This is a genomic window from Sphingomonas cavernae, from assembly GCF_003590775.1.
Classification (GTDB): Bacteria; Pseudomonadota; Alphaproteobacteria; order Sphingomonadales; family Sphingomonadaceae; genus Sphingobium_A; species Sphingobium_A cavernae.
Genome location: NZ_QYUM01000004.1, coordinates 58,050 through 84,013, shown reverse-complemented (window position 1 = coordinate 84,013; position 25,964 = coordinate 58,050). Strand labels below are relative to the sequence as shown.

The 25,964-nt window shown below is 65.4% G+C and carries 25 protein-coding genes; 12 read left to right on the top strand and 13 right to left on the bottom strand.

All coding sequences use genetic code 11. From position 1 onward, the window contains the following. Positions 1-14: 14 nt before the first annotated feature. The 8 genes from D3876_RS15665 to D3876_RS15630 form a co-directional block, all read right to left on the bottom strand. A complete protein-coding gene (locus D3876_RS15665) occupies positions 15-785 on the bottom strand; it encodes a phosphoadenylyl-sulfate reductase (protein WP_119764082.1) in 771 nt (256 codons plus the stop codon). Beyond that, positions 766-1,203: a DUF934 domain-containing protein gene (locus tag D3876_RS15660; protein ID WP_119764080.1), complete on the bottom strand. Its 438-nt coding sequence runs from the start codon at positions 1,201-1,203 to the stop codon at positions 766-768. The genes D3876_RS15665 and D3876_RS15660 overlap by 20 nt, the downstream gene beginning before the upstream one ends. Before the next feature lie 114 nt (positions 1,204-1,317). Continuing rightward, on the bottom strand, positions 1,318-2,949 hold the full coding sequence (locus tag D3876_RS15655; RefSeq protein WP_119764078.1) for a nitrite/sulfite reductase: 1,632 nt from the start codon (positions 2,947-2,949) through the stop codon (positions 1,318-1,320). Between the two features lie 137 nt (positions 2,950-3,086). Continuing rightward, positions 3,087-3,383, bottom strand: coding sequence for a DUF2849 domain-containing protein (locus tag D3876_RS15650; RefSeq protein WP_119764076.1), 297 nt, complete (start codon positions 3,381-3,383; stop codon positions 3,087-3,089). Beyond that, positions 3,380-4,279 carry a uroporphyrinogen-III C-methyltransferase gene (gene cobA / locus D3876_RS15645; RefSeq protein ID WP_119764074.1) on the bottom strand — a complete coding sequence of 300 codons (900 nt, stop codon included), beginning with the start codon at positions 4,277-4,279 and terminating at the stop codon, positions 3,380-3,382. The genes D3876_RS15650 and cobA overlap by 4 nt, the downstream gene beginning before the upstream one ends. 91 nt (positions 4,280-4,370) lie before the next feature. Next, complete coding sequence (locus tag D3876_RS15640; protein WP_147417671.1) at positions 4,371-4,919, bottom strand: hypothetical protein; 549 nt, start codon at positions 4,917-4,919, stop codon at positions 4,371-4,373. A gap of 18 nt (positions 4,920-4,937) precedes the next feature. Then, positions 4,938-6,353, bottom strand: a complete 1,416-nt coding sequence (astD, locus tag D3876_RS15635; RefSeq protein WP_119764070.1) for a succinylglutamate-semialdehyde dehydrogenase — start codon at positions 6,351-6,353, stop codon at positions 4,938-4,940. Between the two features lie 249 nt (positions 6,354-6,602). Next, positions 6,603-8,000, bottom strand: a complete 1,398-nt coding sequence (locus D3876_RS15630; RefSeq protein ID WP_119764068.1) for a protein adenylyltransferase SelO family protein — start codon at positions 7,998-8,000, stop codon at positions 6,603-6,605. Between the two features lie 38 nt (positions 8,001-8,038). Between D3876_RS15630 and D3876_RS15625 the strand changes: the two genes are divergently transcribed. The 3 genes from D3876_RS15625 to D3876_RS15615 all read left to right on the top strand — a co-directional run bounded on the left by D3876_RS15625 (position 8,039) and on the right by D3876_RS15615 (position 11,667). Beyond that, a complete protein-coding gene (locus D3876_RS15625; RefSeq protein WP_119764066.1) occupies positions 8,039-8,911 on the top strand; it encodes an alpha/beta fold hydrolase in 873 nt (290 codons plus the stop codon). Positions 8,912-9,068: 157 nt separating this feature from the next. Next, complete coding sequence (locus D3876_RS15620) at positions 9,069-10,196, top strand: glycosyltransferase family 4 protein (RefSeq protein WP_119764064.1); 1,128 nt, start codon at positions 9,069-9,071, stop codon at positions 10,194-10,196. Between the two features lie 67 nt (positions 10,197-10,263). Beyond that, on the top strand, positions 10,264-11,667 hold the full coding sequence (locus D3876_RS15615) for an NAD(P)H-dependent flavin oxidoreductase (RefSeq protein ID WP_119764062.1): 1,404 nt from the start codon (positions 10,264-10,266) through the stop codon (positions 11,665-11,667). 246 nt (positions 11,668-11,913) lie between these two features. Here the strand turns inward: D3876_RS15615 and D3876_RS15610 are convergent, their stop codons facing one another. Next, positions 11,914-12,912: a 2-hydroxyacid dehydrogenase gene (locus D3876_RS15610; protein WP_119764060.1), complete on the bottom strand. Its 999-nt coding sequence runs from the start codon at positions 12,910-12,912 to the stop codon at positions 11,914-11,916. A gap of 88 nt (positions 12,913-13,000) precedes the next feature. On the opposite strand from D3876_RS15610, the gene D3876_RS15605 reads away from it, so the two are divergent. Further along, positions 13,001-13,507 carry an SH3 domain-containing protein gene (locus tag D3876_RS15605; protein WP_119764058.1) on the top strand — a complete coding sequence of 169 codons (507 nt, stop codon included), beginning with the start codon at positions 13,001-13,003 and terminating at the stop codon, positions 13,505-13,507. A 110-nt stretch (positions 13,508-13,617) separates the two neighbouring features. On the opposite strand, the gene D3876_RS15600 is transcribed toward D3876_RS15605, so the two are convergent. Continuing rightward, the gene (locus D3876_RS15600) at positions 13,618-14,481 is read right to left on the bottom strand and encodes a hypothetical protein (RefSeq protein ID WP_119764056.1); all 864 of its coding nucleotides are present in this window, start codon (positions 14,479-14,481) and stop codon (positions 13,618-13,620) included. A gap of 237 nt (positions 14,482-14,718) precedes the next feature. Next, a complete protein-coding gene (locus tag D3876_RS15595; RefSeq protein WP_119764054.1) occupies positions 14,719-15,990 on the bottom strand; it encodes a S8 family serine peptidase in 1,272 nt (423 codons plus the stop codon). A 119-nt stretch (positions 15,991-16,109) separates the two neighbouring features. Here D3876_RS15595 and D3876_RS15590 point away from each other — a divergent pair, with 119 nt between their 5' ends. The 4 genes from D3876_RS15590 (at position 16,110) to D3876_RS15575 (ending at position 19,823) form a co-directional block, all read left to right on the top strand. Next, positions 16,110-16,601: an RNA polymerase sigma factor gene (locus tag D3876_RS15590; RefSeq protein WP_119764052.1), complete on the top strand. Its 492-nt coding sequence runs from the start codon at positions 16,110-16,112 to the stop codon at positions 16,599-16,601. Continuing rightward, positions 16,598-17,290 carry an anti-sigma factor family protein gene (locus D3876_RS15585; RefSeq protein WP_119764050.1) on the top strand — a complete coding sequence of 231 codons (693 nt, stop codon included), beginning with the start codon at positions 16,598-16,600 and terminating at the stop codon, positions 17,288-17,290. Before D3876_RS15590 ends, D3876_RS15585 begins: the two co-directional genes overlap by 4 nt. Positions 17,291-17,435: 145 nt before the next feature. Further along, positions 17,436-18,437, top strand: a complete 1,002-nt coding sequence (locus D3876_RS15580) for an amidohydrolase family protein (protein ID WP_119764048.1) — start codon at positions 17,436-17,438, stop codon at positions 18,435-18,437. Between the two features lie 432 nt (positions 18,438-18,869). Beyond that, positions 18,870-19,823, top strand: a complete 954-nt coding sequence (locus D3876_RS15575; protein WP_119764046.1) for a Tim44 domain-containing protein — start codon at positions 18,870-18,872, stop codon at positions 19,821-19,823. 175 nt (positions 19,824-19,998) lie between these two features. Here D3876_RS15575 and D3876_RS15570 read toward each other — a convergent pair whose 3' ends face one another. Together D3876_RS15570 and D3876_RS15565 are read right to left on the bottom strand one after the other, a co-directional pair. Next, positions 19,999-21,186, bottom strand: coding sequence for an acetyl-CoA C-acyltransferase (locus tag D3876_RS15570; protein ID WP_119764044.1), 1,188 nt, complete (start codon positions 21,184-21,186; stop codon positions 19,999-20,001). Positions 21,187-21,352: 166 nt separating this feature from the next. Beyond that, positions 21,353-22,267 carry a LysR family transcriptional regulator gene (locus D3876_RS15565; RefSeq protein WP_119764042.1) on the bottom strand — a complete coding sequence of 305 codons (915 nt, stop codon included), beginning with the start codon at positions 22,265-22,267 and terminating at the stop codon, positions 21,353-21,355. 108 nt (positions 22,268-22,375) lie between these two features. Here D3876_RS15565 and D3876_RS15560 point away from each other — a divergent pair, with 108 nt between their 5' ends. The 4 genes from D3876_RS15560 to D3876_RS15545 all read left to right on the top strand — a co-directional run bounded on the left by D3876_RS15560 (position 22,376) and on the right by D3876_RS15545 (position 25,896). Beyond that, positions 22,376-23,536: an isovaleryl-CoA dehydrogenase gene (locus D3876_RS15560; RefSeq protein ID WP_119764040.1), complete on the top strand. Its 1,161-nt coding sequence runs from the start codon at positions 22,376-22,378 to the stop codon at positions 23,534-23,536. Then, positions 23,533-23,934, top strand: a complete 402-nt coding sequence (locus D3876_RS15555; protein ID WP_238475413.1) for a VOC family protein — start codon at positions 23,533-23,535, stop codon at positions 23,932-23,934. The genes D3876_RS15560 and D3876_RS15555 overlap by 4 nt, the downstream gene beginning before the upstream one ends. Positions 23,935-24,052: 118 nt before the next feature. Beyond that, a complete protein-coding gene (locus tag D3876_RS15550; protein ID WP_119764038.1) occupies positions 24,053-24,298 on the top strand; it encodes a hypothetical protein in 246 nt (81 codons plus the stop codon). Next, positions 24,295-25,896 carry a carboxyl transferase domain-containing protein gene (locus D3876_RS15545; protein ID WP_119764036.1) on the top strand — a complete coding sequence of 534 codons (1,602 nt, stop codon included), beginning with the start codon at positions 24,295-24,297 and terminating at the stop codon, positions 25,894-25,896. Before D3876_RS15550 ends, D3876_RS15545 begins: the two co-directional genes overlap by 4 nt. The last annotated feature ends 68 nt before the right edge of the window (positions 25,897-25,964 follow it).

Sequence of the window (25,964 nt, the reverse complement as noted above, 5' to 3'; positions counted from 1 at the left end):
GCCTCGGCCGACCCTTAGAACACCGGCTGGTTCGCGGGATCGTCGGGATCGGCGATCGGCGTGTGGATGCCGCACTCGACCTTGTCCCAGCCGCGCCAGCGGCCCGCGCGCGGATCCTCGCCGGGCTTGACCTTGCTCGTGCAGGGCTGGCAGCCGATCGAGGGATAGCCTTCTTCCTCCAACGGGTGGCGGGGCAGGTCGTGCGCCTCGAAATAGGCCTCGAGATCTTCCTTGGTCCAGTCGGCCAGCGGGTTGATCTTTAGGCGATCGCCGTCGATCTCGAAGCGCGGAAGACCCTTGCGCGTCGACGACTGGAAACCCTTGCGGCCCGAAATCGACACGTCGAAATTCGCCAGCTCGCGCTCGAGCGGAATGACCTTGCGGATCTCGCAGCAGCCATCGGGGTCGTAGGACCAGCGCAGTTCCTTGTCGTCCTTCCTCGCGAGCGTCTCGGGATCGGGGCGATAGGTGATGACGTTGGTCAGCCCGAGCAGTTCGGTCAGCGTATCGCGATAGTCGAGCGTCTCGGGAAACATCTTGAGCGTGTCGCCGAACAGCACCGGCACCGTCGGATCGGCGCTGGCGATCAGGTGAAGCAGCACGGCGCTTTCGGTCCCGAAGGACGAGACCACCGCCATGCGACCGAGGCTGTTTTCCTCGAACAGCGTGCGCAGCATCTCGACCGTATCGGTGCCCCGGAAACGGTTGTTGAGCGCGATCGCGTCCGCCTCGGTGAAGCGCGGACGGGCATCGATAAAGTCGATTTTACGCAAGGGCTGATTCATGTCTGCGTTTCCATACGGGCACCGCGGCGTCGGCCGCGCCCTGATAGAACTGGTCGTAGCGTTCGAGCGTGGCCTTCAGCACCTCGGGATCGACCGGGTGTTCGGGCGCGAAACTGTCGAATCCGCAGCGTCGCATCAGCGGGATCTGGTCGACGAGCACATCGCCCTGCGCGCGCAGTTCGCCCTTGTATCCGGCTTCGCGCAGGATCCGCGCGGCGGAATAGCCGCGGCCGTCCCTGAACGCGGGAAAGCTGACCTCGATCAGCGCGAGCCGGTCAAGAAAGGGAAAGAGGGCGCGGACATCTTCGTCGGGTTCGATGCGCACCGCGGTCGCATTCGACTGATCGAGAAAGGCGTCGAGCGTGACCGCCGGCTCCTCGTGCAGCGTGCGATCGTGAAGGGAGACGGGATTACTCACTGAAAACCCTCCGTCGCCCCAGCGCAGGCTGGGGCCCAAGCGATATTGGGAAACGGCATGATGCGTGTCGGCATCGTCTGGGCCCCAGCCTGCGCTGGGGCGACGGTGAAGTTGTCACCCATAGATCGCCTCCTTGAAGGGTTCGATGCCGACGCGGCGATAGGTGTCGACGAAGCGTTCGCCATCTTCACGAAGCGCCTTGTAAGTGTCGGTGACCTTCTCGATCGCGTCGACCACGCCGTCCTCGTCGAAGCCGGGGCCTGTGATCTTGCCGAGGCTGACATCCTCCGCACCCGATCCGCCGAGCAGCAACTGGTAGTTTTCGGTGCCCTTACGGTCGACGCCAAGGATGCCGATATGGCCGGCATGGTGGTGGCCGCAGGCGTTGATGCAGCCCGAGATCTTGAGCTTGAGCTCACCCAGGTCGCGCTGCCGGTCGAGATCGGCGAAGCGTTCGGCGATCTTCTGCGCAACCGGGATCGAACGCGCATTGGCGAGGCTGCAATAATCGAGCCCGGGGCAGGCGATGATGTCGCTGATCAGGTCGAGATTGGGCGTTGCGAGCCCCGCGGCGTCAAGCGCCTGCCAGATCGCGTAGAGATCGGCCTTCTTCACATTGGGCAGCACGATGTTCTGCGCATGCGTCACGCGCAGCTCGTCGAAGCTGTATTTCTCGGCAAGGTCGGCCATCAGGTCGATCTGGTCGGCCGAGGCGTCGCCCGGAATGCCGCCGATCGGCTTCAGGCTGATGTTGACGATCGTATAGCCCGGCTGCTTGTGCGCGACGGTCTGCGCCTGCACCCAGATGCGAAAATCGGGGTCTGAGAGGTCGATCTCGTCGGGCGCACCGGCTTCATATGCGGGCGCGGCGAAGAAGGCACTGATGCGCTCGAGCTCGGCGACCGGCGGGTCGATGCCCAGCGTCTTCACATGCGCGAACTCTTCCTCGACCTGACGGCGATACTCGTCGGCGCCGATCTCGTGGACGAGGATCTTGATCCGCGCCTTGTAGATATTGTCGCGCCGGCCATAGCGGTTGTAAACGCGCAGGCAGGCCTCGAGATAGCTGAGCAGGTCCTCGGCGCCCACGAAGTCCTTGATCTCGGGCGCGATCATCGGGGTGCGGCCCATGCCGCCGCCGACAAAGACCTTGGCGCCAAGCTTGCCGTCTTTTTCCAGCAACTCGATGCCGATGTCGTGGAGGCGCATCGCGGCGCGGTCCTCGGGGGACGCAATCACCGCGATCTTGAACTTGCGCGGCAGATAGCTGAACTCGGGATGGAAGGTTGACCACTGGCGCATCAGTTCAGCCCAGGGGCGAGGATCGGTCACCTCGTCCGCCGCGGCGCCCGCATATTGATCCGAGCTGATGTTGCGGATGCAGTTGCCGCTGGTCTGGATGGCGTGCATCTCGACCTTGGCGAGTTCCGCCAGGATATCGGGCGCGTCCTCGAGCTTGATCCAGTTATACTGGATGTTCTGGCGCGTCGTGAAATGGCCGTAACCGCGGTCGTATTTGCGCGCGATGTGCGCCAACAGATGCATCTGGCGGCTGCTCAGCGTGCCATAGGGCACCGCAACGCGCAGCATATACGCGTGAAGCTGGAGGTAGAGCCCGTTCATCAGCCGCAGCGGCTTGAACTGGTCCTCAGTGATCGCGCCCGAAAGGCGGCGCTTCACCTGATCGCGGAATTCCTCGACGCGGGCATCGACAATCGACTGGTCGTACTGGTCATATTGGTACATTTTTCAGTCCAAACCTAAATCGTCATTCCCGCGAAAGCGGGAATCCATGAACACCACCTCCCCAGAAAACGGCACGGTCTCCGTGTTCCTGGATTTCCGCTTTCGCGGGAATGACAAGAAAGAGGGTTCGAAGCGCATCAGATCACCCAGTTGCCGGCATCGGGGTCGGCGGGTTTCAGTGTCAGGTCTGCGCGCACGGTGGGGCCGAGCGCACGGATGCGATCCTTGATATGCGCGGGGCGCGGGCCCTGCGGGGTGGCGGTGGCCTCGATCACATAGGGCGCGTTGACGCGGCGCGCGGCTTCCTCCTGACGCGCGATCATCTCGCCCTGCTCGTCAACATCGGCGGCTTCCTCGACATGGCGCGACCAGTCGCTGCCCGTCCACCACACCACATCGCCCGTCGGCAGGTCATTACCTGTCAGTATCTTCATTTGCGTCCATTCCCGTTCGCACTACCGTTCCCGTTCGGGCTGAGCTTGTCGAAGCCCATTCCTTCTGCTTCGGCGCCTGAAGGCAAGGAAAGGGCTTCGACAAGCTCAGCCCCGACGGCGTTGGGGCCGGTTGCAAAGGCGTCGAAAAGCCGATCCTCGGCATGGGCACGCAGCACGACCTCGCCGACCACGATCAGCGCGGGGCTCTTCACCCGCTCGCGCGCGATCATGTCGCCAAGGTCGGTCAAAATGGTCCGCAGCGCGCGCGCATCGCGGCGGGTGCCCTTTTCGAGCACCGCCACGGGCATGTCGGGCGCAACGCCGTCGGCGATCAGCTTCTCGGCGATCTGCGCCGCGGTCGCGACGCCCATATAGATGACGAGCGTGCGGCCCTTGCCCGCAAGCCCCGACCAGTCCTGTTCGGTCAACCCCTTGCACTGGCCCGCGACGAAGCTGACCGCGCTCGATGCATCGCGGTGGGTCAACGGCAGCAGCGCCTCGGCCGCGCAGCCCACTGCGGCGGAAATACCGGGAATGACCTCGACAGGTACGCCCGCCATACGGCACGCGTCGACTTCCTCGCCGCCGCGCCCGAAGATGAAGGGATCGCCGCCCTTCAGGCGCACCACGGTCTCGCCCTTCAGCGCCTCATCGACGATCAGCGCATTGATGCCTTCCTGCGGCAGCGTGTGCCGCGCGCGGCTCTTGGCCACCGAAATCCGCCGCGCGCTTGCGGGCGCGAGGTCGAGGACGCGATCATCGACCAGCCCGTCATGCACGATCACCGTCGCGCGCGCGAGCGCACGCACGGCCCTGACCGTCAGAAGATCGGGATCACCCGGCCCCGCGCCGACCAGCAGCACCGTTCCGGGGGCAATGTCACGCCTCTTGTCCATGGACAGCAGATGGATCGTGACCCCGCCAAACGCAAAGCAGGCTTTTTTTGGGGGTGGTTAGCTGAGCTTGTGTGTCTCTTGCGAAGCAAAGTCACTGACCAAAGGGCGGACGCCGTAAACAAGCATCGGCTACACTGTAAAATGCTTGCGTCAGCCATCCCGGAGCAGTGGCCATGACCCCCGCAGGCGCCAAGTAGCGAAGCTGCGATCCGCCCGTATTGTGGAGCGTCGACAGATTGCGAACGGCCTCGCAAAATTGCTCGGGAAGGTCAGCGATAGGTTCATTGACCAGTCCCTGCGCGAGCGCGCTGGCGTATGATCGCTCGGCAGCCTCTAGCACAAGATGGGTCAATGCCGGATCGGGGCATTCTTGCCATAGCTTCCAGATGTTATGCCTGTAACGCGAGGCGACCGCTTCAACTGTCGAGCCACAATGGACATGGGCAAACTTCAGCAGCAGTTCAATGCCGACGGCGAGCGTGTTCAGGATGGGGCGATTATTCTTTCGTGGGTATCGCCTAAATTCGTCCGTCTCGATGACGAGATTGGCCATCGCGAGGTACTGGACGGAGTTCATTAACAGGCGTCCGGCATCGGTATCTTCAAACGCCGTGCTGGCATATTTTCCTTGTGCAGACACTCGTCCTCCCGTGCTCGACTACCCGTCCCTGAGCCCAATCCCGATCGCCGCGCGGGCCTGATCCATTTCCGAGGACACCACCGGATAGGCGCAATAATCCGCCGCATACCAGGCGCTCGGGCGGTGGTTGCCCGACAGGCCGAGCCCGCCAAAGGGCGCGTTGGAGGGGGCGCCGTTGGTAGGGCGGTTCCAGTTGACCACGCCCGCGCGGATTTCCGCCCAGAAGCGATCGTAGAGCGCGGGGTTGCCGCCGATCAGCGAGGCGGAGAGGCCGAAGCGCGTATTGTTGGCCTCGGCCATCGCTGCCTCGAAATCGGGAACGCGGATCACCTGAAGCAGCGGGCCGAACATCTCCTCGTCGCCACGGTCCGCGACATTGGTCACGTCGATGATGCCGGGGGTGAGGAAGGGGCGGCCCTCGACCGGGCGATCCATGCGCCGGATCGGTACGCCGCCCTTCATCATTATTGCCAGATAGGTTTCCTGCAGCGCGTCGGCGGCATCATTGTCGATCACCGGGCCCATGAAGGGCTGGGGCTCGTCGTCGGGCGCGCCGATGATCAGCCGGTCGGTCAGCCTGCCGATCTTTTCGAGGATCGCGTCGTGCTTGCCGTCCTCGACAATCAGCCGCCGTGCCGCGGTGCAACGCTGGCCCGCGGTCAGGAAGGCGCTCTGCACGATCGTCGTGGCCGCGGCGTCGAGATCGGTCGGGTTCCACAATATGATCGGGTTGTTGCCGCCCATTTCGAGCGCAAGGATCTTGCCGGGCTTCTCCACGAACTGGCGGTTGAGCTGCAATCCCGCGCGCGCCGATCCCGTGAAGAGCAGCCCGTCGATCCCGTCATGCGCCGCCAGCGCCTGGCCCTCGGTTGTATCGCCGATCAGCAGGCGGACGACGCCCTCGGGAATGCCCGCCTCGTGATAGCACTGGACGAGCAGCGCACCCGTCGCGGGCGTCTTTTCTGATGGCTTGAACACCACTGCATTGCCTGCGATCAGCGCGGGCACGATGTGACCGTTGGGCAGGTGCGCGGGAAAATTGAACGGCCCGAGCACGCCCAGCACGCCGTGCGGCTTGTGACGCACCGCGTTGCGCGCGCCCATCGCGCCCTCCAGCCGGCGCTGCCCGGTGCGTTCGCTGTACGCCGAAACCGAGATGTCGACCTTGGCCATCACCGCCTCGACCTCGGTGCGCGCCTCCCAGAGCGGCTTGCCCGTCTCGCGCGCGATCAGCCCGGCGAAAACCTCGGCATTGCCGCGCACCACATTGACGAAGCGGCGCAGCGTCTCGATGCGGACGGTGAGCGGGCGCGCGGCCCATTCGGCCGACGCCTCGCGCGCTATTGCGATCTCTGCGCCCGCGTCGCCGACAGGACCGCGCCACACTTCCGCACCCGTAGCCGGTTCAAAGGAGACGATTTCGGGCGCGGTCATTGGAGCCACGCTCTCAAGCATCCGCATCGGCGCGTCAAGCCGTGGCTCTCACCTAAACCCCTCCCTTCCAAGGGAGGGAGTGCCGGGTTGGATTGCCCCAGGCAATCCAAGATCGTGCCGGGGGCACGATCGACCCGGCGCTGGGTGGGTGTCGCCGTCAGGCGATCAAAACACGGACTTTGGAGGGCTCGCTGCGCTCGCTACCCACCCCCATCTCCTCCCTTGGAAGGGAGGGGAGCTAGAGGTCGATCATCCCGCCATCGCCTCGCCCATGCGGCGAATTGCCGCGACCTTGGCCTCGAGCGCCGACCAGTCATCGGCCTCTGCGATCCGCCCCCAGATCGCCTCGACCTCGTCGATATGCATCGAGCAGGGCGCGGCATCCGACCAATAGGGATGATCGAGCGCGCGCGCGGGCTTATAGGCGGCGACCGCCTCGCGAAAATCCTCGAAGGCGGGACCGGCATAATACATGTCGGCGGGTGTCGCGCGGCGCTTGGCTCCGCCCGCCCAGTCGAAGAAGAAGCGGTCGATCTCGACGGTCTGTTCCATCAGCGCCTTCTCGATCGCGCCGACCAGCGGCTTGTCATGTTCGGCGCCGCGCGGCTTCACGCCCAACCGCCAGAGAAAGCGCTCGATCAGTGCGTCCTCATAACCTTGCGCAAAGGGCTCGATCGCGGGGACGAGGTCCTCGGCTTCCGCGACCAGCCGCAGCGCCACCGCGAGCTGAACCACATTCCAGTGGATCGCCTCGGCCTGCCGCCCAAAGGCATAGAGCCCCGAATGATCGAAATAGGCGGCGGTGAAGGCGGGATCGTAAAAGGGCGTGAAGCGCCACGGACCATAGTCGAAGCTCTCGCCCGTCACGTTGATATTGTCGCTGTTGAGAACGCCGTGGACGAAGCCCGCCGCGAGATAGGAAGGCGCAAGCGGCGCGGTGCGGCGCACGACATGCGCGAGCAGCCGCGCGGGCGCGTCCTCGCCTGTTTCTTCGCCGAAATAATGCCTGAGGACATAGGCGATCAGCCGGAGCATCCCCGCTTCGTCGCGCAGATAGGCCAGCCGCTGGAAGCTGCCGATGCGGATATGGCCGTGGCTCAGCCGCACGAGCACCGAGGAGCGCGTGGGTGAGGGCTCGTCGCCGCGCTCCAACGCCTCGCCCGTCTCGATCAGTGAGAATGTCCGGGAGGTTTCGACACCAAGCGCTTCGAGCATTTCCGTCGCCAGAATCTCGCGAACGCCGCCCTTCAGGGTCAGCCGTCCGTCGCCAAAGCGGCTCCACGGCGTCTGCCCCGATCCCTTGGTCCCCAGATCCATGAGCCGGTCGGCGCGCCCACGCATCTGCGCAAAAAGAAAACCGCGCCCGTCGCCGATCTCGGGGTTATAAACGCGGAACTGATGGCCGTGATAGCGCAGCGCCAGCGGCGGAGAGAGGTTGTCGGGCAGCGGCTCGAAGCGTCCGAAATGTGCGATCCATGCCGCGTCATCGAGCTGCGCCAGGCCCACTTCTTCGGCGGCGCGGTCGTTGCGAAAGCGCAGGCGGGTTTCGGGGAAGCGCGCCGGCTCGACTTTGTCGTAAAAGGAATCGCCCAGTTCGAGGATCGGCGTTTCGGGGCGGTATTTGTCTGCTTGCGGGCGCGTCGTCATGCGGCGATATGGAGGGGGAAAGGGGAAGGGCGCAACCTATGGCTTCATTCGAGGACGGATATTGGTGGTCGAATGACGGCTTGCGCCTGCATTATCGCGACTATCCGGGCCCCGAGAGCCGTCCGCCGATCCTGTGCATCCCGGGCCTGACGCGCAACGCGCGCGATTTCGAGGGCATCGCCGAACGGCTCGCGGGTCAATATCGCGTGATCTGCGTCGACCTGCGCGGACGCGGTGACAGCGCCTATGCCAAGGATCCGATGACCTATGTGCCGCTCACCTATGCGCAGGATATCGAGCGGCTGATCGACGAGCTCAGGATCGCGCGGCTCATCGCTTTCGGCACCTCTCTCGGTGGCATCGTCTCGATGCTGCTCGCTTCGACCGGGCCGCAGCGCTTCGCGGGCGTTCTGCTCAACGATGTCGGGCCGGTGATCGAGCGCAAAGGGCTTGACCGGATCCGCGGTTATGTCGGCCGGGCGGGCGCATGGCCGACCTGGGTGCACGCCGCGCGTGCGCTCGCAGAGACCAATGAAGATGTCTATCCGGGCTATGAACTGCAGGACTGGCTTCGCATGGCAAAGCGGCTCTACCGGCTCAACGCGCAGGGGCGCATCGTGCCCGATTATGATAGCAAGATCGCCGAGCCCTTCCGTCTGCCCGGCGGCGAGACCGGCGTCGATCTCTGGCCCGCGCTCGATGCAATGCACGCCGTCCCGGTCCAGATCATCCGCGGCGAGCTTTCGGACGTGCTCGGCACCGAGACTGTGGCGCAGATGAAGAAGCGGCTTGACGATGCCCGCGTCACCACCGTGCCGGGGGTAGGGCATACGCCGACGCTGGAGGAGCCTCAGGCGGCGCGCGCCATCGACAAGTTCCTCGCGGCGATCTCAAGCGAAGTGGCTGCGTGACCATGCCCGTACTCAACCTTTGCGTCGCCCCAGCGCAGGCTGGGGCCCAGACGATGCGTGGTGAACCCGCAGCCGTCAACGCGCGTCTCGTTCATCGCTTGGGCCCCAGCCTGCGCTGGGGCGACAATGCGAAGCGTGGTGCAGGAACATCTGGCGCGTGACGCCCCATATCCTGCATCTCCATTCCAGCTTCGATCTCGGCGGCAAGGAAGCGCGCGCCGTCCGGCTGATGAACGCGTTCGGCGATCGCGCGCGGCACACCGTCGTGAGCGGCGTCCCCGGCGCGACCGGTGCGCGTGCCGCCATAGGGCGACAGGTGCGCGTGAGCTTCCCCGACGATGCGCCATCGCTCACGGGCAAGCCCTCGGTCGCGCGCTATCAGGCACTCGCGCGCTATATGCGGCGTTTCGATCTCGTGCTGACCTATAATTGGGGGGCGATGGATGCGGTGATGGCGCGGCGGCTGTTTCCCGCAGGGTTGCCGCCGCTGATCCATCATGAGGACGGCTTCAACGCCGACGAGGCGAAGCGGCTCAAGACCGAGCGCAACATCTTTCGCAGGATCGCGCTGCCCGCGGCGCACGCGCTGGTGGTCCCCTCGCAAAAACTGGAGGCGATCGCGCGCGATACGTGGAAGCAACCCGATTACCGCGTCCACCGCATCGCCAACGGCATCAATACGGCGCTCTACGCGGGGCAACCCGACCCGAAGACACTTCCGGGCTTCGTGCGCACGAAGGACGAGGTGGTCGTCGGCTCGGTCGCGGGATTGCGGCTGGTCAAGAACCTGCCGCGCCTCGTCCGCGCGGTGGCCGATGCGGGCAAGACGCTGCGGCTGGTGATCGTGGGTGAAGGCCTCGAGCGCTCGGCGATCGAAGCCGAGGCGGTGCGGCTGGGCGTGACACTGAGCTTGCCCGGATTCCGGCACGAACCGCACCGTTATATCGGCCTGTTCGACCTCTATGCAATTTCCTCGGACTCTGAGCAATTTCCTATTTCGCTGGTGGAGGCGATGGCAGCGGGCCTGGCGGTTGCCGCGACCGATGTCGGAGATATCGCCGCGATGGTCGCCGGAGATAACCGGCGCTTCGTCGTGCCACGCAGCGACGAGCGCGCGCTGGCGCATGCAATTGCCGAGCTCGCGGGTGACCCGACGCTGCGCGCGCAACTTGGTGCTGCCAATCGTGCCAAAGCTGTGGCAGAATATGATGAGAAGGTGATGATCGCACGCTACGGGGGGCTGTATGGCGGTGCGATCGGGCGATCCGGGGCGCTGACGGGCTAGACCATTTTGTCCGCGCATTTCGCGCGTGGCCTGCTATAGGCGCCGGGATTTTGAGGGAGTGATAGAATTGTTCAAGGGTCTCAAGCCCATCCTTTATGCGGGCCGTGAGGTATGGCCGCTGATCGAGGGTGGCAAGGGCGTGGCTGCAAGCAACCATATGAGCTCCGGCGCATGGGCGGCGGCGGGTGGCATCGGCACCGTGTCTGCGGTGAATGCCGACAGCTACGATCCGACGGGCAAGATCATTCCCCAGATCTACCGTGCCAAGACGCGGCGCGAGCGCCATGAAGAGCTGATCGAATATGCGATCGCGGGCGCGGTCGACCAGGTCAAGCGCGCCTTCGAGATCGCGGGCGGCAAGGGCGCGATCAACATCAACGTGCTCTGGGAAATGGGCGGCGCGCAGCGCGTCCTCCACGGTGTGCTCGACCGTACGCGCGGCATGGTCGCGGGCGTCACCTGCGGCGCGGGCATGCCCTACAAGCTGTCCGAGATCGCGGCGTCGTACGAGGTCAACTATCTCCCGATCGTCAGCTCGGGCCGCGCCTTCCGCGCGCTGTGGAAGCGCGCCTATTCCAAGGCCGCCGAATGGCTGGCAGGCGTCGTTTATGAGGATCCCTGGCTCGCGGGCGGTCACAACGGCCTGTCCAACGCAGAGGACCCGCTCCAGCCCGAGGATCCCTATCCGCGCGTCAAGGCGCTGCGCGAGACGATGCGCGAGGGCGGCATTTCGGACGACGTGCCGATCATCATGGCGGGCGGCGTCTGGTATCTGCGCGACTGGAACCACTGGATCGACAATCCCGAGCTGGGCAGCATCGCCTTCCAGTTCGGCACACGCCCGCTGCTGACCCGGGAAAGCCCGATCCCCGAGGGCTGGAAGGCACGGCTGATGACGCTCAACGAAGGCGACATCCTGCTTCACCGCTTCTCGCCCACGGGCTTTTATTCGTCCGCGGTGCGCAATCCTTTCCTGCGCAACCTCGAGGCGCGTTCAGAACGCCAGATCGCGTTTTCAGGCGATCATGCGGGCGATCACCAGTTCCAGCTCGACGTGGGCGTCAAGGGCAAGAGCTTCTGGGTAACGAAGAACGACCTGCTGCGCGCGCGCGAATGGTATGGCCAGGGCTTTACCGAGGCGCTCAAGACCCCCGACAACACGCTGGTCTTCGTGACGCCTGAGGAAAAGGTCGTCATCCGCAAGGATCAGGCCGATTGCATGGGCTGCCTCAGCCATTGCGGTTTTTCGAGCTGGATGGACAGCGAGACCAACTCGACCGGCCGCCTCGCCGATCCGCGCAGCTTCTGCATTCAGAAGACCTTGCAGGACGTCGTCCATGGCGGGCCGCTCGACGAGAACCTCATCTTCGCCGGCCACAACGCCTTCAATTTCAAGAAGGACCCGTTCTATTCGAACGGCTTCGTGCCGACGGTGAAGCAGCTCGTCGACCGCATCCTAACGGGGAATTGAGCTTCCAGTTCCTCCCCGAGCTCGCTCGGGGAGGGGGATCGCGCGCAGCGCGGTGGAGAGGTGTACGATCCATCTGTTTGGCTGAATCGGTATTGCGTCTCCGCTCATCCTGAGGAGCCGTTGAGCTTGTCGAAACGGCGTCTCGAAGGACGTTCCGAGCCAAGGTCCTTCGAGACGGGTCTTCGCCGTCGCTCAGCCCCTCCTCAGGATGAGCGGTCTTGGAGCTCGGTTTCGGTTAGCGCTGCCCTAAACCCACCCCTCCAGCACCTGGTCGGGCGGGCGGTGGCCATCCGCCCACATGCGGATATTGGCGATGACCTTGTTGCCCGTTTCCTCGCGCGCCTCGATCGTCGCCGATGCCATATGCGGCAGCAGCACGACATTGTTCAGCGCACGCAGCCGCGCGTCGATCGCCGGCTCGTGCGCGAAGACATCCAGCCCCGCGCCCGCAATCGTGCCGGCTTCGAGCGCATCGACCAGCGCCCGCTCTTCGACGAGTTCGCCGCGCGCGATGTTGATGAGATAGGCGTCGGGGCGCATCACGGCGATCCGCCGCCGGTCCAGAAGGTGATGCGTCTCGTCATTGTGCGGGCAGTTGAGCGAGATGAAATCGGCCTGGCCCAGCATCGCGTCGAGATCGGGGCAGAAGGTCGCATCGACCGCGCGTTCGACCACATCGGGCAGCCGGTGGCGATTGTGATAGCGGATCGAGAGGCCGAAGCCGCGCGCCCTCAGCGCGATCGCCTGGCCGATCCGGCCCATGCCGACAATGCCCAGCGTCTTGCCATGAATGCGGTGGCCGAGCATCGCGGTCGGGCGCCAGCCCGTCCATTCGCCCGAGCGCATCCGGCGCTCTCCCTCCACGAGGCGGCGCGGGATCGAAAGCAGCAGCGCCATCGCCATGTCGGCGGCATCCTGCGTCAGCACCCCGGGGGTGTTGGTGACGATGATGCCTTTCGCGCGCGCGGCCTTGAGGTCGATATGGTCGACGCCATTGCCGAAATTGGCGATCAGCTTGAGCCGCGGTCCCGCGGCGTCGATCAGCGCTGCGTCGATCTGGTCGGCAAGCGTGGGCACGAGCACATCGCAATTGGCCACGGCCTCGGTGAGCGTCGCGCGATCCATCGCGGCATCCTCGGGCGACAGCATCGTGTCGAACAACTCGGCCATCCGCGCTTCGATGACAGCGGGCAGCCGGTGGGTGACCACCACCCTGGGATTGTGCGGACGATCATCCTCGGTCATGGGCAATGCGCTAGGCTGTGGGGGGCGGCGGCGTCAAGCCGTTGCCGCGCCTTGAAGCGGCGTGGCGCATTTGCGACAAGGGGCCGTGATGATTGTGATCGGGGGGAATGTGCGCGTGCGGAAATCGCTGGCTGCCGTGATGGCGGCGGTGCTGTTGCTGGCTTCGGGGGCGGGCGAGGCGCTCGCGCAGAAGAAGCCGCCCTATTGGGCGTCGATTTCCGCGGGCAAGGCGCGGACGCGAACCGGCCCCGGCCGCCAGTTCCCCGCTATGTGGCTTTATCAGCGCCCCCAGCTTCCCGTGAAGGTGATCGAGACCTTCCCCAACTGGCGCAAGGTCCAGGATCCCGACGGCGCAACGGGCTGGATGCAAGCCAATTTGCTAAGCGATGCGCGCACGGCGATCGTCCGCGGCGAGATTCGTCCGATGCGCGCCGAGCCCGATGTGAGCGCTTCGGTTAGCTGGCGTGCCGAACCCGGCGTGGTCGGCACGATCACCGACTGCGCCGACGGGTGGTGCCGCTTCGAGGTCGCTGGCAAGGCGGGCTATATCGAGACCAGCCATATCTGGGGCGCCGAGGAGCTGGGCGGCGAATAATCCGCGCAAGCGGAAACGCATGCCGGCCTTTCGACCGACATGCGTCCCCCCTCCGGACCGTTACTGTCGGGGGTCTGGTCCGCAGGGCAGAGCGTTGACCGGGCGAGGGATCAACGCCTGTCGTTGCGGTCGCCCTCGGTCTTCCTCGACGCCTTGGGCGCCTTTTCGGCCGCCTCTTCCTGCTGCTTTGCTTCGGACTTCACCTCACCTTTCGACATAGCGGAAACGAGCGCGTCGCCCGATGCGGTGAAGTTTCCGGACGGAAGCATCGCGGTGCGATCGCCGATCTGGACGAGCACCGACTGGACGGTTCCGCCTGCAGTGGTGCGAACGGTCTCGACCGTGCCGATCGCGCGTCCGCGCGCATCCTCGATCACCATGCCGGGCTCGACCGCAAAGCTGCCCGCCGCATTGGCCGCGGCCGAGCCCGAGGCGACGAGCTGTCCGAGACTGCCCTGCGCCATGCCCTGACCGCTGCCCGCGGCGCTGCCGCCGGCGTTCACCGCCGAATTCGCCGCGCCCGAAGCTGCGCCTTCCGCAGTGCCGCGCGCGGAGCCGGCAACACCCTTCGCCGTGCCGACCGTCTGACCTGCGGTGCTGCCGACGAAATCGGTGCCCACGGCCTGCGCTTCCACGCCGCCATCGGCCGAACCCTGGCCGTTGCCTGAGGCGCTGCCCGAAAGCGTGCGGCCGAGCACATCGCCCGAAGCCGAGCCCGAGCCTTCCGCACGGCCGCTGCCGCGGGTCTTTGCCGAGGCCTTGCCCGACCGGCGATCGATATTGCGCTCCACCGATGCGTCACCGCTGGTGCGGCCCGCGCCCGTGGCGCTGCCCGTCACACTGCCGACCGTGCCGCCAAGCTGGGCGCCCAAACCGCCGACGCCACCGAGACCGCCACCGCCGCCAAGCAATTGCGCCGAAGCGGGAGCGGCGAGAACAAGCGCAAGCGTCGCGCTGGTCACAAAGGTTTTCATCGTTCGTCTCCTGGTAAAACCGGGAGCGCTTGCACGCGCTCTCAAGGGGCTAACGAGGGGGCTTGCCGGTTTAATCCCGGCGCACTCGCTTTTTTCGCCGCCGGTTTTTTCCCGCTCATCCTGAGGAGCCGTTGAGCGAAGCCGAAACGGCGTCTCGAAGGATCCTTCGAGCCGGGACTTCGCCGAGCTCAGTCCCTCCTCAGGACGAGCGGGAGACGGGCTGTATCATCAAAGCCTTCAGCGATTGGCGCAATCGCCGCAGATCAGGCCGTATCCATAGGTCTTGTCAGGACCCTTCCTGCCAAGATCGCGCGCCTCTTGGGTGAGCCGCTGGAGCGCGAGCGGGCGCATTGCTGGGTTGATCGTCGGGTAATGCGCGAACAGCCGTCCGGCGACGAACGGCGCTGCATAGGAGGTGCCGCGCACCTTCGCGCTGCCATTGGTCGATGCAGCGCGCATGTCCGCACCCGGCGCGGCATAGTCCAGATGCAGGCTGCGCCCCGCCTCGACGAGCGCGCGGTTTTTGGCATCCACTCCGGTCACCGCGATCACCCCGGCATAGGACGCGGGGTAGGCGGGCGGGGCGGCAGGGCCGTCATTGCCCACGGCTGCCACGATCACGAGCCCCTTGTTCTGCGCCGCCCCCACCGCGCGTGCGAGCAGCGGATTGGCGGGGCCGACAAGGCTCATCGTCACGACGCTCGTGCCGCGGCCGACCATCCAGCCGAGCGCGCGCGCGATTGCGGTCGCGCTGCCGCCTGCAGGGTCGGCCCCGTAGATATCGGCGACGAGCAGCGGCTTACCCGGCGCCGCGCCGCGGATCGCGCCATTGCCCGCCATCAACGAAGCTACGGCAGTTCCATGCGCGCTCGGCGTCGGTGCTCCCTTTGCGAATCCGCGCTGTTCGATCGCACCGGTGAGCGTGGCATGTCGCGCGACGCCGCCGTCGATCAGGCCCATCGCCGGGCCGCCCACGTTCCCCGATTGCGCCAGCGCTGCACCGGCCGTTCCTCCTGGCGCACCGCTGGCGAAGTAGAGATGGTCCGCGCTGACCTCAGCGTCGGGGAGCAGCCTGCGCAGACGTTTAATCGCGCCCGGCAGGCTCTGACCCTCGGGCGTGCGGAGGCGGGCGTAACCAAGGTCGAGGCCTTCGATCGTTTCCCGGCCCAGCAGCGCAAAGCCCGCCTGCTCGGCGCGCGCGATGGCGGCCGCGTCGGCGCCTGTCACGATCACCACCCCGCGCACCGCGGGGTTCTTCGCCTCGTCGAATTCGAGCGCGTCGCGATTGTCGCGTACCAGCGCCTCGAGCCGGTCGAGCCGCTCGGCCACCAGTTGCCGCGCCGCCTCGACGGGGCGGAGCGATGCGCCGGGCTCGACCGGCAGCGCATCGGTGACGCGGTCGATCACGCCGCCGGGCGCGGGCAGTTCGGGTAGCGCGACCTGCGCCGCCACCGCGACAGGCAGTGCCGCGAGAGCCAGTGCAAGGATGGTCGGTGAAATCCGTGTCATTGCGGCACGCTATCGCTTTCGTTCGCCGATTGAAATTTTTCGCGATTTTTTCATCATGGCAGGGATGAAACGACCCATGGCGTCCGTTTCATCCACATGGACGGCAAAAAGGCAATGTTGTGAGGGCATTCGAACGCGACCTGCTGGCGCTGCTGCCGCGGCTGCGGCGCTTTGCGCTGTCGTTGTCGCGCAGCACTGCCGATGGCGACGATCTGTGCCAGGCCGCGCTCGAACGCGCGCTCAATGCCCGGGGTCAATGGCAGGAAGGGACGAGGCTGGATAGCTGGATGTACCGGATCATGCGCAACCTGTGGATAGACGAAACCCGCGCCCGAGCGCGGCGCGACAGGACCTTCGCTCCCGAGGAAGAAGGCCTGAATGTCGGCGATGCGGGCGACCGGCAGATCGAGGCGGCGGTGAAACTGGGCGATGTCGGGCGTGCGATGGACCGACTGCCCCCCGAGCAGCGAGAGGCGATCGCGCTCGTCCTCGTCGAGGGGCTCGCCTATAAAGAGGCCGCCGAAATCCTCGACATTCCGATGGGTACGCTCACCTCGCGACTGGTGCGCGGGCGCGCGGCGCTGATGGCCGAGCTTGGAGAAGCGGCATGACGATCGATCCCGAAACGCTGATGGCCTATGCCGATGGCGAGCTCGACGAGGTGGCGGCAAAACGCGTCGAGCGCGCGATCGCGGAGGATCCGGCACTGGCCCGGCAGGTGGAGGCGCACCGTGCGCTCAGGGCGCGAATCGCGGGTCATTTTGCGCCGATTGCAGGCGAGCCGGTACCCGAGCGTCTCAGGACGATGATCGGGAACAATGCCGCGTCTATCGACGAGGCGAGGGCTCGGCGCTCGCGCTGGACGCTGCCGCGCGGCAATATTGCTGCGATGGCGGCGACACTTGTGGTCGGGCTGCTCGTGGGGCAGGCGATCGACCTCAATCCCGCGCCCGTGGCCGACCGGAGCGGTACGCTCGTCGCACAGGCAGGGCTTGAACGCGCGCTCGACACGCAACTCGCCTCCGAACAGCCTTCCGGTGCGGCAACGCGCATCGGGCTCACTTTTCGGGACAAGGCTGGGGCGGTGTGCCGAACCTTCGAGGCGCAGGCACTTGCCGGGATCGCGTGCCGCGTCGACGGCGCGTGGCAGGTGCGGCAGATGATGGGGGCCGAGGCGCAGTCCACTGACTATCGCCAGGCTGGCAGCGCCGAGATGCTGGCCGCCGCGGAAGCGATGATGGCCGACGGCCCTCTCGACGCCGATGCCGAACGCGCGGCAAGGGACGGGGGGTGGCGCTGACCTCGCAACCCGGCCGTCCACAAACAGAACGTCGCCCCAACGAAAGGGCCGCTAGCGCAACCGCCGTCGCCTTGCGGTCACCGGTGCGTGTTCATTGCACGGGCCCGGGCTTTCCAATAGGCTCTGGCGAAAGGAAAGGGGGCGTATGATATCGCTGTTCGCTGCACTGGCCGCTCAGGCGAGCGCGCCCGCCGCCGCACCGCCTCCCATCATCGACATGCACATGCACGCCTGGACATTGCAGGCGTTTGGCGGAAATCCTCCACCCGGCTGCATCGGTGCGCGCGGCATCGACATGCACGGCGTGGATCCGGCAAAACCTTTCGATTTCATGGCGCAGGCGACGTGCAAGGTCATGGTCGATGCGCCCAGCAGCGATGAGGCCCTGCTCAACGATACGCTCAGAGAAATGCGCCGCTTCAATATCGTTTCCGGGGTGTTGGCGGGCGACAGGGATGTCGTTGCGAAATGGATGGCCGCGGCGCCCGACCGGTTCATTCCTGCCGCGAATTTCTTCGTGGACGATGGTCTTCCGCCCGCTGGCAGGGTCGCTGATCTGGAGCAGCGCGTGAAGTCGGGGGAGGCAAAGCTCTTCGCGGAAATCACGGCGCAATATCGCGGCTTGCCGCCGGATCATCCGGCGCTGGAACCCTTCTACGCAATGGCGGAACGGCTCGACATCCCTGTGGGCATCCATATGGGCTATGGCGCACCGGGCGGGCCGTACTGGCTCTATCCGAAATATCGGGCGTCGCTCGGCAATCCGCTACTGCTCGAAGACCTGCTGGCGCGCCACCCCAAGCTCAGGGTCTATGTCATGCACGCGGGCATGCCGATGACCGACGAGATGATCGCGCTGCTCTATTCGCACCCGCAGGTCTATGTCGACATTTCGGCAGACAATATCGCCGTGCCGCGCCCCGAATTCTATGTGCATCTGCGCCGGCTGGTCGAGGCCGGCTATGGCAAGCGGATCCTGTTCGGCAGCGATCAGATGGTCTGGCCACAGACGATCGCGGTCGCCATCGACAGCATCACCGATGCGCCATTCCTTTCCGAAGACCAGAAGCGCGATATTCTCTACAACAACGCCGCCCGCTTCCTCCGGCTGAGCAAGGAACAGATCGACCGCCATCACGGGCGGTAGGCTCTATTCAAATGGCTGAGACCTTGATTCACGGTTCAGGCCGGTCCAGCCTGAACCGATCAAGGTCTAATATCGGGGCGCCCGCCTGTTTGAGCCGATCGCATCGCGACGTTGAAAACGCGGGATCGCATGCTATTGAAAGGGACATGCGGGCCGGGCCCCTCTGGCGATTGCGGATGCAATCGTGATGTCGGACCGCATCGAGCTCGCTCGATGCTGGTCATGGTTTTGACGTTGAGGCCTGGCATTTCGCGCGCTCGTTCCGTTGGACCAGAACGAGGGCGGCCCCATGCTGCGACAGATTCATCAGTGCTTCCCCGGACGGGTGATTGACTGCGGCTCTGCGACGCAATGGGCGCATGACGGCCTTCATGTGACCGGTTCTGCCCCGAGAAAAATAGCTGTCTGCGGACAGTCGCTTGAGGATTTTCGATGAGTGAAATGAAATTTCGCAACATCAGTGCGATCACGATGTGCCTCGCCGTGTTCGTCATGGCGGCCACGCCGGCGGATGCACGCCGTGGCGGCAGCTTCGGCAGCCGCGGATCGCGCACAGCCGTCGCGCCGCCCGCAACGGCGACGGCGCCCAACCAGGTCGCGCCGGTCCAGCGGACGATGACGAATAAGCCTGCCCCGGCGACGGCTGCGGCCCCGAACGCCCGTGCGGCTGCGGGCGCGCCCGCCAGGTCCGGCGGAATGATGAAGGGGCTGATTGGCGGCCTGATCGCTGGTGGCCTGATCGGCATGTTGCTAGGCAACGGCTTTGGTGCATTGAATGGCAGCGGCATCCTCATGGCGCTGCTGCAGGCCGCGCTGATCGGCGGACTGATCTGGTTCGCGCTGCGCATGTTCCGTCGCCGGCCTGCCATGGCAGCCGCGGGCGCTCCCAACATGACGGCCTTTGCCGCCGCGCCTGAAACGGCGCACGCGCGCGCCGCGACGCCGGCGCAGCCGCAATTTTATACCGCATCCAGTTCGCGCGACATTGCCATCACCATGGATGACAAGATGGCTTTCGAACGCCTGCTGGGTGACGTGCAGGATGCTTTCAGCCGTGAAGATTATGCCGGGTTGCGTGCGTGCACCACGCCTGAAGTCATGTCCTATCTGGCCGAGGAGCTTGGTCAGAACGCGACGCAGGGGCAGCGCAACGAGGTGTCGGGTACCGAACTGCTCAATGCCGAGGTCGCCGAGGCGTGGAGCGAATCCGGGGCCGACTACGCGACCATCGCGATGGAGTATCAGAGCATCGATGTGATGCGCGATCGCAACTCCGGCGCGCTGATCGCGGGCGATCCCGCGGTGCCCTCGCGCACAACCGAGCTGTGGACCTTCGTGAAGGATGCCTCGCATCCCTGGCGCCTGTCGGCAATCCAGCAGGCCTAGGAGCCTGATCGGTTGAGATTGAAGCACTGAGTGCTTCAATCGAAAGCGTGAATCAGGCTCTATTCAAAGCGTTGAAGCCCTGATCGGCTTGCGGTGGAAGCGCTCTGCGCTTTCACCGCAAGCCTGAAAAGATCCGGGGCAGGGCGCCTCGCCGCCGCCCCGGATTGACGTTGGTTCAGTCGATCAGTTCGAGCGCGACCGCGGTCGCTTCGCCGCCGCCGATGCAGAGCGAGGCGAGGCCCTTTTTGTGGCCACGGTTCTGCAGCGCTGCGATCAGCGTGGCCATGATCCGCGCGCCCGAAGCGCCGATCGGGTGGCCGAGCGCGGTCGCGCCGCCGTTAACGTTGACCTTCTCGTGCGGGATGCCGAGATCGCGCATCGCGATCATCGAAACGCAAGCAAACGCCTCGTTGACCTCGAACAGCTCGACGTCGTCGACGCTCCAGCCGGCCTTGTCGAGCGCCTTGGTGATCGCGCCAACGGGCGCGGTCGTGAACTTCGCCGGCTCATGCGCGTGCGCCGCGGTCGAGACGATGCGCGCGACGGGCTTGAGACCCAGTCTGTCGGCGACGCTCTGGCGGGTCATCACCAGCGCGGCCGCGCCGTCGGAGATTGACGAGGCGTTGGCGGCGGTGATCGTGCCGTCCTTGGCGAAGGCGGGCTTGAGGTTGGGGATCTTGCTTGCGTCGCCCTTCAGCGGCTGCTCGTCCTGCGAGACCGTTTCGACGCCCTTGCGGCCCGTGATCTCGACCGCGACGATCTCACGATCGAACGCGCCCGACTTCTGCGCGTCCTGCGCGCGGGTCAGCGAGGCAATGGCGTAATCGTCCTGCGCCTGACGCGTGAACTGATATTCGCCGGCGGTTTCCTCGGCGAAGGTCCCCATTGCGCGGCCGGGTTCATAAGCGTCCTCGAGCCCGTCGAGGAACATATGATCCATCACGCGGTCATGGCCGAGGCGCGCGCCGCCGCGATGCTTCTGGAGCAGATAGGGGGCGTTGGTCATGCTCTCCATGCCGCCCGCGACGAGCAGATCGACCGAACCCGCGGCGAGCGCGTCTGCGGCCATGATCGCGGCCTGCATGCCTGATCCGCACATCTTGTTGACCGTTGTCGCCTCGACCGACTTGGGAAGGCCCGCCTTGAGCGCGGCCTGACGCGCGGGCGCCTGGCCGAGACCGGCGGGGAGCACGCAGCCCATATAGATGCGCTCGACCTTGTCGCCGCCGACGCCTGCACGTTCAACCGCTGCTTTCACCGCGGCGGCGCCCAGCTCGGTCGCGCTCGCGCCCGCAAGGCTGCCCTGGAAGCTCCCCATCGGGGTGCGGGCGTAGGAGACGATGACGACGGGATCGGTGGTCATGATGATGGTCCTCGTTACGGTGTTCTAGTCATTTCGCCTATCGCCGCTCATCCTGAGGAGCCGTTGAGCGAAGTCGAAACGGCATCTCGAAGGATCCTTCGAGATGGGCCTTCGCCTTCGCTCAGTCCCTCCTCAGGATGAGCGGAGTGGTCCAGTGCATGGCGATCTAGGACGCGTCTTGCCGCAGCGCAACATGACGGCGTTGTCCGTCCGTCCGGAAAGTTTGCGCCGACGTCCTGATCGCGCGGACAAGCGCGGAATCATCGCCATAGTGATCTTTCCAGTGCGGCGCGAAAAGCAGGCCGATTTCGCGCGTCATATCGAACCCGGCCAGCCTGGGCATCGCAACTCCGGGGGTTTCGAGCGACTCGGGCGCGACAGTTATGCCGAGCCCCGCGCGGACCATCGCCATCACCTTGTCGTCATTGGGCGAGCGCAGGCTGAATGGCGGGCGCACGCCACGCTCCGTGAAATAGCGGCTGGTATCCGCCAGCACTTCGCAAGAGCGCCGCGCGATCATCGTCTCGCCCGCCACTTCCTCCGCGGCGATGCTTTCGCGCCTGGCCAGCGCGTGGCGGACGGGGAGGGCGAGGCGATAGCCCTCTTCGAACAGGCTCGTGCGCTGAAAGCGCGTCTCGCCCGCGCGCAGCAGCGTCAGCGCAAGATCGATCTGGCCGCCGCCCAGCCCCGCGGTCAGTTCGCGCTCGCCGCCCTCGATAACCTCTACGGGTTCGACGCCGTCATAGCCGGCAATTGCGGCTGCGAGCAGCGCGGTCGGCACCGTCGCGAGCACGCCCAGCCGGATCGGGCGCACCGGCGCGGACACCCCCGTGACGCTTTGTTCCGCAAGCAGGAATTCGCGCTCGATCGCGCGCGCATGGGGGAGCAATCGGTTGCCTGCCTCGGTCAGTTGCACGCGCCGGTTGGAGCGTGCGAACAGCGCCGCGCCCAAACGCTTCTCCAACTCGGAGATGCCCGCCGACAGCGTCGGCTGCGAGACGTTGATCCGGCTGGCGGCGCGCGTGAAGTTGCCGGTTTCGACCACGGCGAGGAATTGGCGGAGATGCGTGCGGCTTATCATAGGAATATCCTATGATGGTTTTATGTAACTTTCAATTTTTCCGATGATGCATGCGGCGCTATGAGATCGGCAAAGGCTGCGATAGCGTGCCTCCAGGAGAGATTTGCCATGGTCGCCACCCCCGAATTCGATTTCGCGCTCGGCGAGAATGCCGACATGATCCGCGAGACCACGCGCCGCTTTGCCGAGGAGCGCATCATGCCGCTCGCCGCAAAGATCGACGCCGATGACTGGTTCCCGGTCGAACTCTGGCCCGAAATGGGCGCTCTCGGTCTCCACGGTATCACCGTCGAGGAAGAGTTTGGCGGCCTCGGTCTGGGCTATCTCGAGCACGTCATCGCGGTCGAGGAGGTCAGCCGCGCCTCGGCCTCGATCGGGCTCAGCTACGGCGCGCATTCCAATCTCTGCGTCAACCAGATCCGTCGCTGGGCGAGCCCTGAGCAGAAGGCGAAATATCTCCCCAAGCTGATCTCGGGCGAGCATGTCGGCTCGCTCGCCATGTCCGAAGCGGGCGCGGGCTCCGACGTCGTCGGCATGAAGCTGCGCGCCGAGGCCAAGGGTGACGGCTATGTCCTCAACGGCACCAAATTCTGGATCACCAATGCGGCCTATGCCGACACGCTCGTCGTCTATGCCAAGACGACACCCGATGCGTCGTCCAAGGGCATCACCGCCTTCCTGATCGAAAAGGACATGCCCGGCTTCTCGATCGGGCAGAAAATCGACAAGATGGGCATGCGCGGCAGCCCCACCGCCGAGCTCGTCTTCGACGATTGCTTCGTGCCCGCGGAGAACATCATGGGCCCGCTCAACGGCGGCGTCGGCGTGCTGATGTCGGGCCTCGATTATGAGCGCGCGGTGCTCTCGGGCGTCCAGCTCGGCATCATGCAGGCGTGCCTCGACGTCGTCATCCCCTATGTCCGCGAGCGCAAGCAGTTCGGCAAGGCGATCGGCAGCTTCCAGCTCATGCAGGCCAAGGTTGCCGATATGTATGTCGCGCTCAATTCGTCGCGCGCCTATGTCTATGCGGTCGCCAGGGCCTGCGACGCGGGCAAGACCTCGCGCTTCGACGCCGCGGGCGCGATCCTGCTGGCATCCGAGAACGCCGTGAAGGCCGGGCTCGAGGCGATCCAGGCGCTGGGCGGCGCGGGCTACACCAAGGACTGGCCTGTCGAGCGCTTCCTACGCGACGCCAAGCTGCTCGACATTGGCGCCGGCACCAACGAGGTCCGCCGGATGCTGATCGGCCGCGAACTGATCGGCGCGTGAGCACAAGCCCGCCAGCACTGATCGGGCTCGATCATATCGTGCTGTGCGTGGCCGACGTCGCCGCCACGCGCGCCTTCTACGAGCGCGTGCTCGGCATGGAATCGCGCGAGGAGCGGCCGGGCAAATACTCGCTCCATTTCGGTCCGCACAAGATCAGCCTGCAGGGCGCGCGCACGGCCCCCGCGATCGCGCGCGACACTGTGCCCGGCAGCGGCAATTTCTGCCTGCTGACCGAAACGCCCGTCGCGGAAGTCGTCGCGCACCTCGATGCGCTGGGCATAGCGATCGTCGACGGCCCCGGCGAGCGGGCCGGCGCGACTGGCCCGATCTGGTCGGTCTATTTCCGCGATCCCGACGGCAATCTCGTCGAAGTCAGCAACCGGATCGGGGCGCCATGAACGGACCCACCATCGTCATGCTGAACTTGATTCAGCATCCATTGTCGCTTGCGCATCCTGTCCTGACGCGACCGTGTTCATGGATCCCGGATCAAGTCCGGGATGACGGAGGGTACGCATGAACGGCCCCGTCGAATGGTTCGCCGCGATCGCAGGCATGATCGCCGCGCTGATGATCGCGTGGGATCATAGCCGTCGGATCACCGGCTGGGGCTTCGTCCTTTTCGTCTTCGCCTCGATCGCGTGGATCATATCGGGCATCGTCAACGGCACGCCGCCGCTCGCGGTGCAGAACATGGTCCTGCTCGCGATCAATCTGTTCGGCGTCTATCGCTACCTTATACGCAAGAAAGAGGCTCAATGAGCGCCCCCGTACTCGACACCAAGGTTTCTCTCGAAAGCGAGGCGTTCCGCGCCAATGTCGCGCACAACAAGGCGCTTGTCGACAAGCTCTATGAGGATGTCGCCAAAGCCGCGCTCGGCGGCAGCGAGGCTGCGCGCCACAAACACACTGCGCGGGGAAAACTCCTTCCCCGCGACCGTGTCGAGCGGCTGCTCGATCCCGGCTCGCCGCTGCTCGAGATTGGCCAATTGGCCGCGTGCGACATGTATCATGGCGAGGTTCCGGGCGCGGGCATGATCGCCGCGATCGGCCGCGTCTCGGGCCGTCAGTGCATGATCGTCGCCAATGACGCGACGGTGAAGGGCGGCACTTATTATCCGATGACGGTCAAGAAGCATCTCCGCGCGCAGGAGATTGCCGAGGCCAACAATCTGCCATGCATTTACCTTGTCGATAGCGGCGGCGCCAACCTGCCGCATCAGGCCGAGGTCTTCCCCGATCGCGAGCATTTCGGCCGCATCTTCTTCAATCAGGCGAATATGTCGGCGAAGGGCATCCCCCAGATCGCCTGCGTCATGGGAAGCTGCACCGCGGGCGGCGCGTACGTTCCCGCCATGTCCGACGAGAGCGTGATCGTCCGCAATCAGGGCACAATCTTCCTCGCCGGCCCGCCGCTGGTGAAGGCCGCGACGGGCGAGGAAATCTCGGCCGAGGATCTGGGCGGCGGCGATCTCCACGGCCGCAAGTCGGGCGTGGTCGATCATGTCGCCGAGAATGACGAGCATGCGCTGACGATCGTCCGCGATATCGTCTCTACTTTGAACCATCCGCACGATCCCGGCGTCAAACGCGTCGATCCGCGCCCGCCCAAATATGATCCGTCAGAGCTCTACGGTGTCATCCCGCAGGATGTCCGCGCGCCCTATGACGTGCGCGAGGTCATCGCGCGCATCGTCGACGGCAGCGAATTCCACGAGTTCAAGGCGCTCTACGGCACCACGCTCGTCTGCGGCTTCGCGCATATCTGGGGCATGCCCGTCGCGATCCTCGCCAATAACGGCGTGCTGTTCAGCGAAAGCGCGGTCAAGGGCGCGCATTTCATCGAACTCGCCTGCCAGCGCCGCATCCCGCTGTTGTTCCTCCAGAACATCTCGGGCTTCATGGTCGGCGGCAAATATGAGGCGGAAGGGATCGCCAAGCACGGCGCCAAGCTCGTCACCGCGGTCGCCACCGCCACCGTGCCCAAGATCACCGTCCTCATCGGTGGCAGCTTCGGCGCGGGCAATTACGGCATGTGCGGCCGCGCCTACTCCCCGCGTTTCCTCTTCTCCTGGCCCAACAGCCGCATCTCGGTGATGGGCGGCGAACAGGCTGCGAGCGTGCTGGCGACGGTCCACCGCGACGCCGAGAAATGGAGCGCCGAAGAAGCCGAAGCCTTCAAGGCCCCGATCCGCCAGCGCTACGAGGACGAAGGCAACCCTTGGCACGCCACCGCGCGCCTGTGGGACGACGGCATCATCGATCCCGCGCAGACAAGAGACGTCCTCGGCCTAGCCTTCGCCGCGACGCTTGAAGCGCCGATTGCCGAACGCCCCGCGTTCGGTGTGTTCCGGATGTGATGGTGCGAGTGGTGTCCTTTCAATTCCTCCCCGGTACGGGGAGGGGGACCACGCGAAGCGTGGTGGAG

What these genes read in the sequence shown, in the direction of transcription:
- D3876_RS15570 (WP_119764044.1), bottom strand. Translation starts at nt 21,186, where the DNA reads ATGACCACCGATCCCGTCGTCATCGTCTCCTACGCCCGCACCCCGATG.
- D3876_RS15655 (WP_119764078.1), bottom strand. Translation starts at nt 2,949, where the DNA reads ATGTACCAATATGACCAGTACGACCAGTCGATTGTCGATGCCCGCGTC.
- D3876_RS15665 (WP_119764082.1), bottom strand. Translation starts at nt 785, where the DNA reads ATGAATCAGCCCTTGCGTAAAATCGACTTTATCGATGCCCGTCCGCGC.
- D3876_RS15610 (WP_119764060.1), bottom strand. Translation starts at nt 12,912, where the DNA reads ATGACCGAGGATGATCGTCCGCACAATCCCAGGGTGGTGGTCACCCAC.
- cobA (WP_119764074.1), bottom strand. Translation starts at nt 4,279, where the DNA reads ATGGACAAGAGGCGTGACATTGCCCCCGGAACGGTGCTGCTGGTCGGC.
- astD (WP_119764070.1), bottom strand. Translation starts at nt 6,353, where the DNA reads ATGACCGCGCCCGAAATCGTCTCCTTTGAACCGGCTACGGGTGCGGAA.
- D3876_RS15565 (WP_119764042.1), bottom strand. Translation starts at nt 22,267, where the DNA reads ATGATAAGCCGCACGCATCTCCGCCAATTCCTCGCCGTGGTCGAAACC.
- D3876_RS15595 (WP_119764054.1), bottom strand. Translation starts at nt 15,990, where the DNA reads ATGACACGGATTTCACCGACCATCCTTGCACTGGCTCTCGCGGCACTG.
- D3876_RS15545 (WP_119764036.1), top strand. Translation starts at nt 24,295, where the DNA reads ATGAGCGCCCCCGTACTCGACACCAAGGTTTCTCTCGAAAGCGAGGCG.
- D3876_RS15630 (WP_119764068.1), bottom strand. Translation starts at nt 8,000, where the DNA reads ATGACGACGCGCCCGCAAGCAGACAAATACCGCCCCGAAACGCCGATC.
- D3876_RS15650 (WP_119764076.1), bottom strand. Translation starts at nt 3,383, where the DNA reads ATGAAGATACTGACAGGTAATGACCTGCCGACGGGCGATGTGGTGTGG.
- D3876_RS15600 (WP_119764056.1), bottom strand. Translation starts at nt 14,481, where the DNA reads ATGAAAACCTTTGTGACCAGCGCGACGCTTGCGCTTGTTCTCGCCGCT.
- D3876_RS15580 (WP_119764048.1), top strand. Translation starts at nt 17,436, where the DNA reads ATGATATCGCTGTTCGCTGCACTGGCCGCTCAGGCGAGCGCGCCCGCC.
- D3876_RS15575 (WP_119764046.1), top strand. Translation starts at nt 18,870, where the DNA reads ATGAGTGAAATGAAATTTCGCAACATCAGTGCGATCACGATGTGCCTC.
- D3876_RS15550 (WP_119764038.1), top strand. Translation starts at nt 24,053, where the DNA reads ATGAACGGCCCCGTCGAATGGTTCGCCGCGATCGCAGGCATGATCGCC.
- D3876_RS15560 (WP_119764040.1), top strand. Translation starts at nt 22,376, where the DNA reads ATGGTCGCCACCCCCGAATTCGATTTCGCGCTCGGCGAGAATGCCGAC.
- D3876_RS15625 (WP_119764066.1), top strand. Translation starts at nt 8,039, where the DNA reads ATGGCTTCATTCGAGGACGGATATTGGTGGTCGAATGACGGCTTGCGC.
- D3876_RS15585 (WP_119764050.1), top strand. Translation starts at nt 16,598, where the DNA reads ATGACGATCGATCCCGAAACGCTGATGGCCTATGCCGATGGCGAGCTC.
- D3876_RS15605 (WP_119764058.1), top strand. Translation starts at nt 13,001, where the DNA reads ATGATTGTGATCGGGGGGAATGTGCGCGTGCGGAAATCGCTGGCTGCC.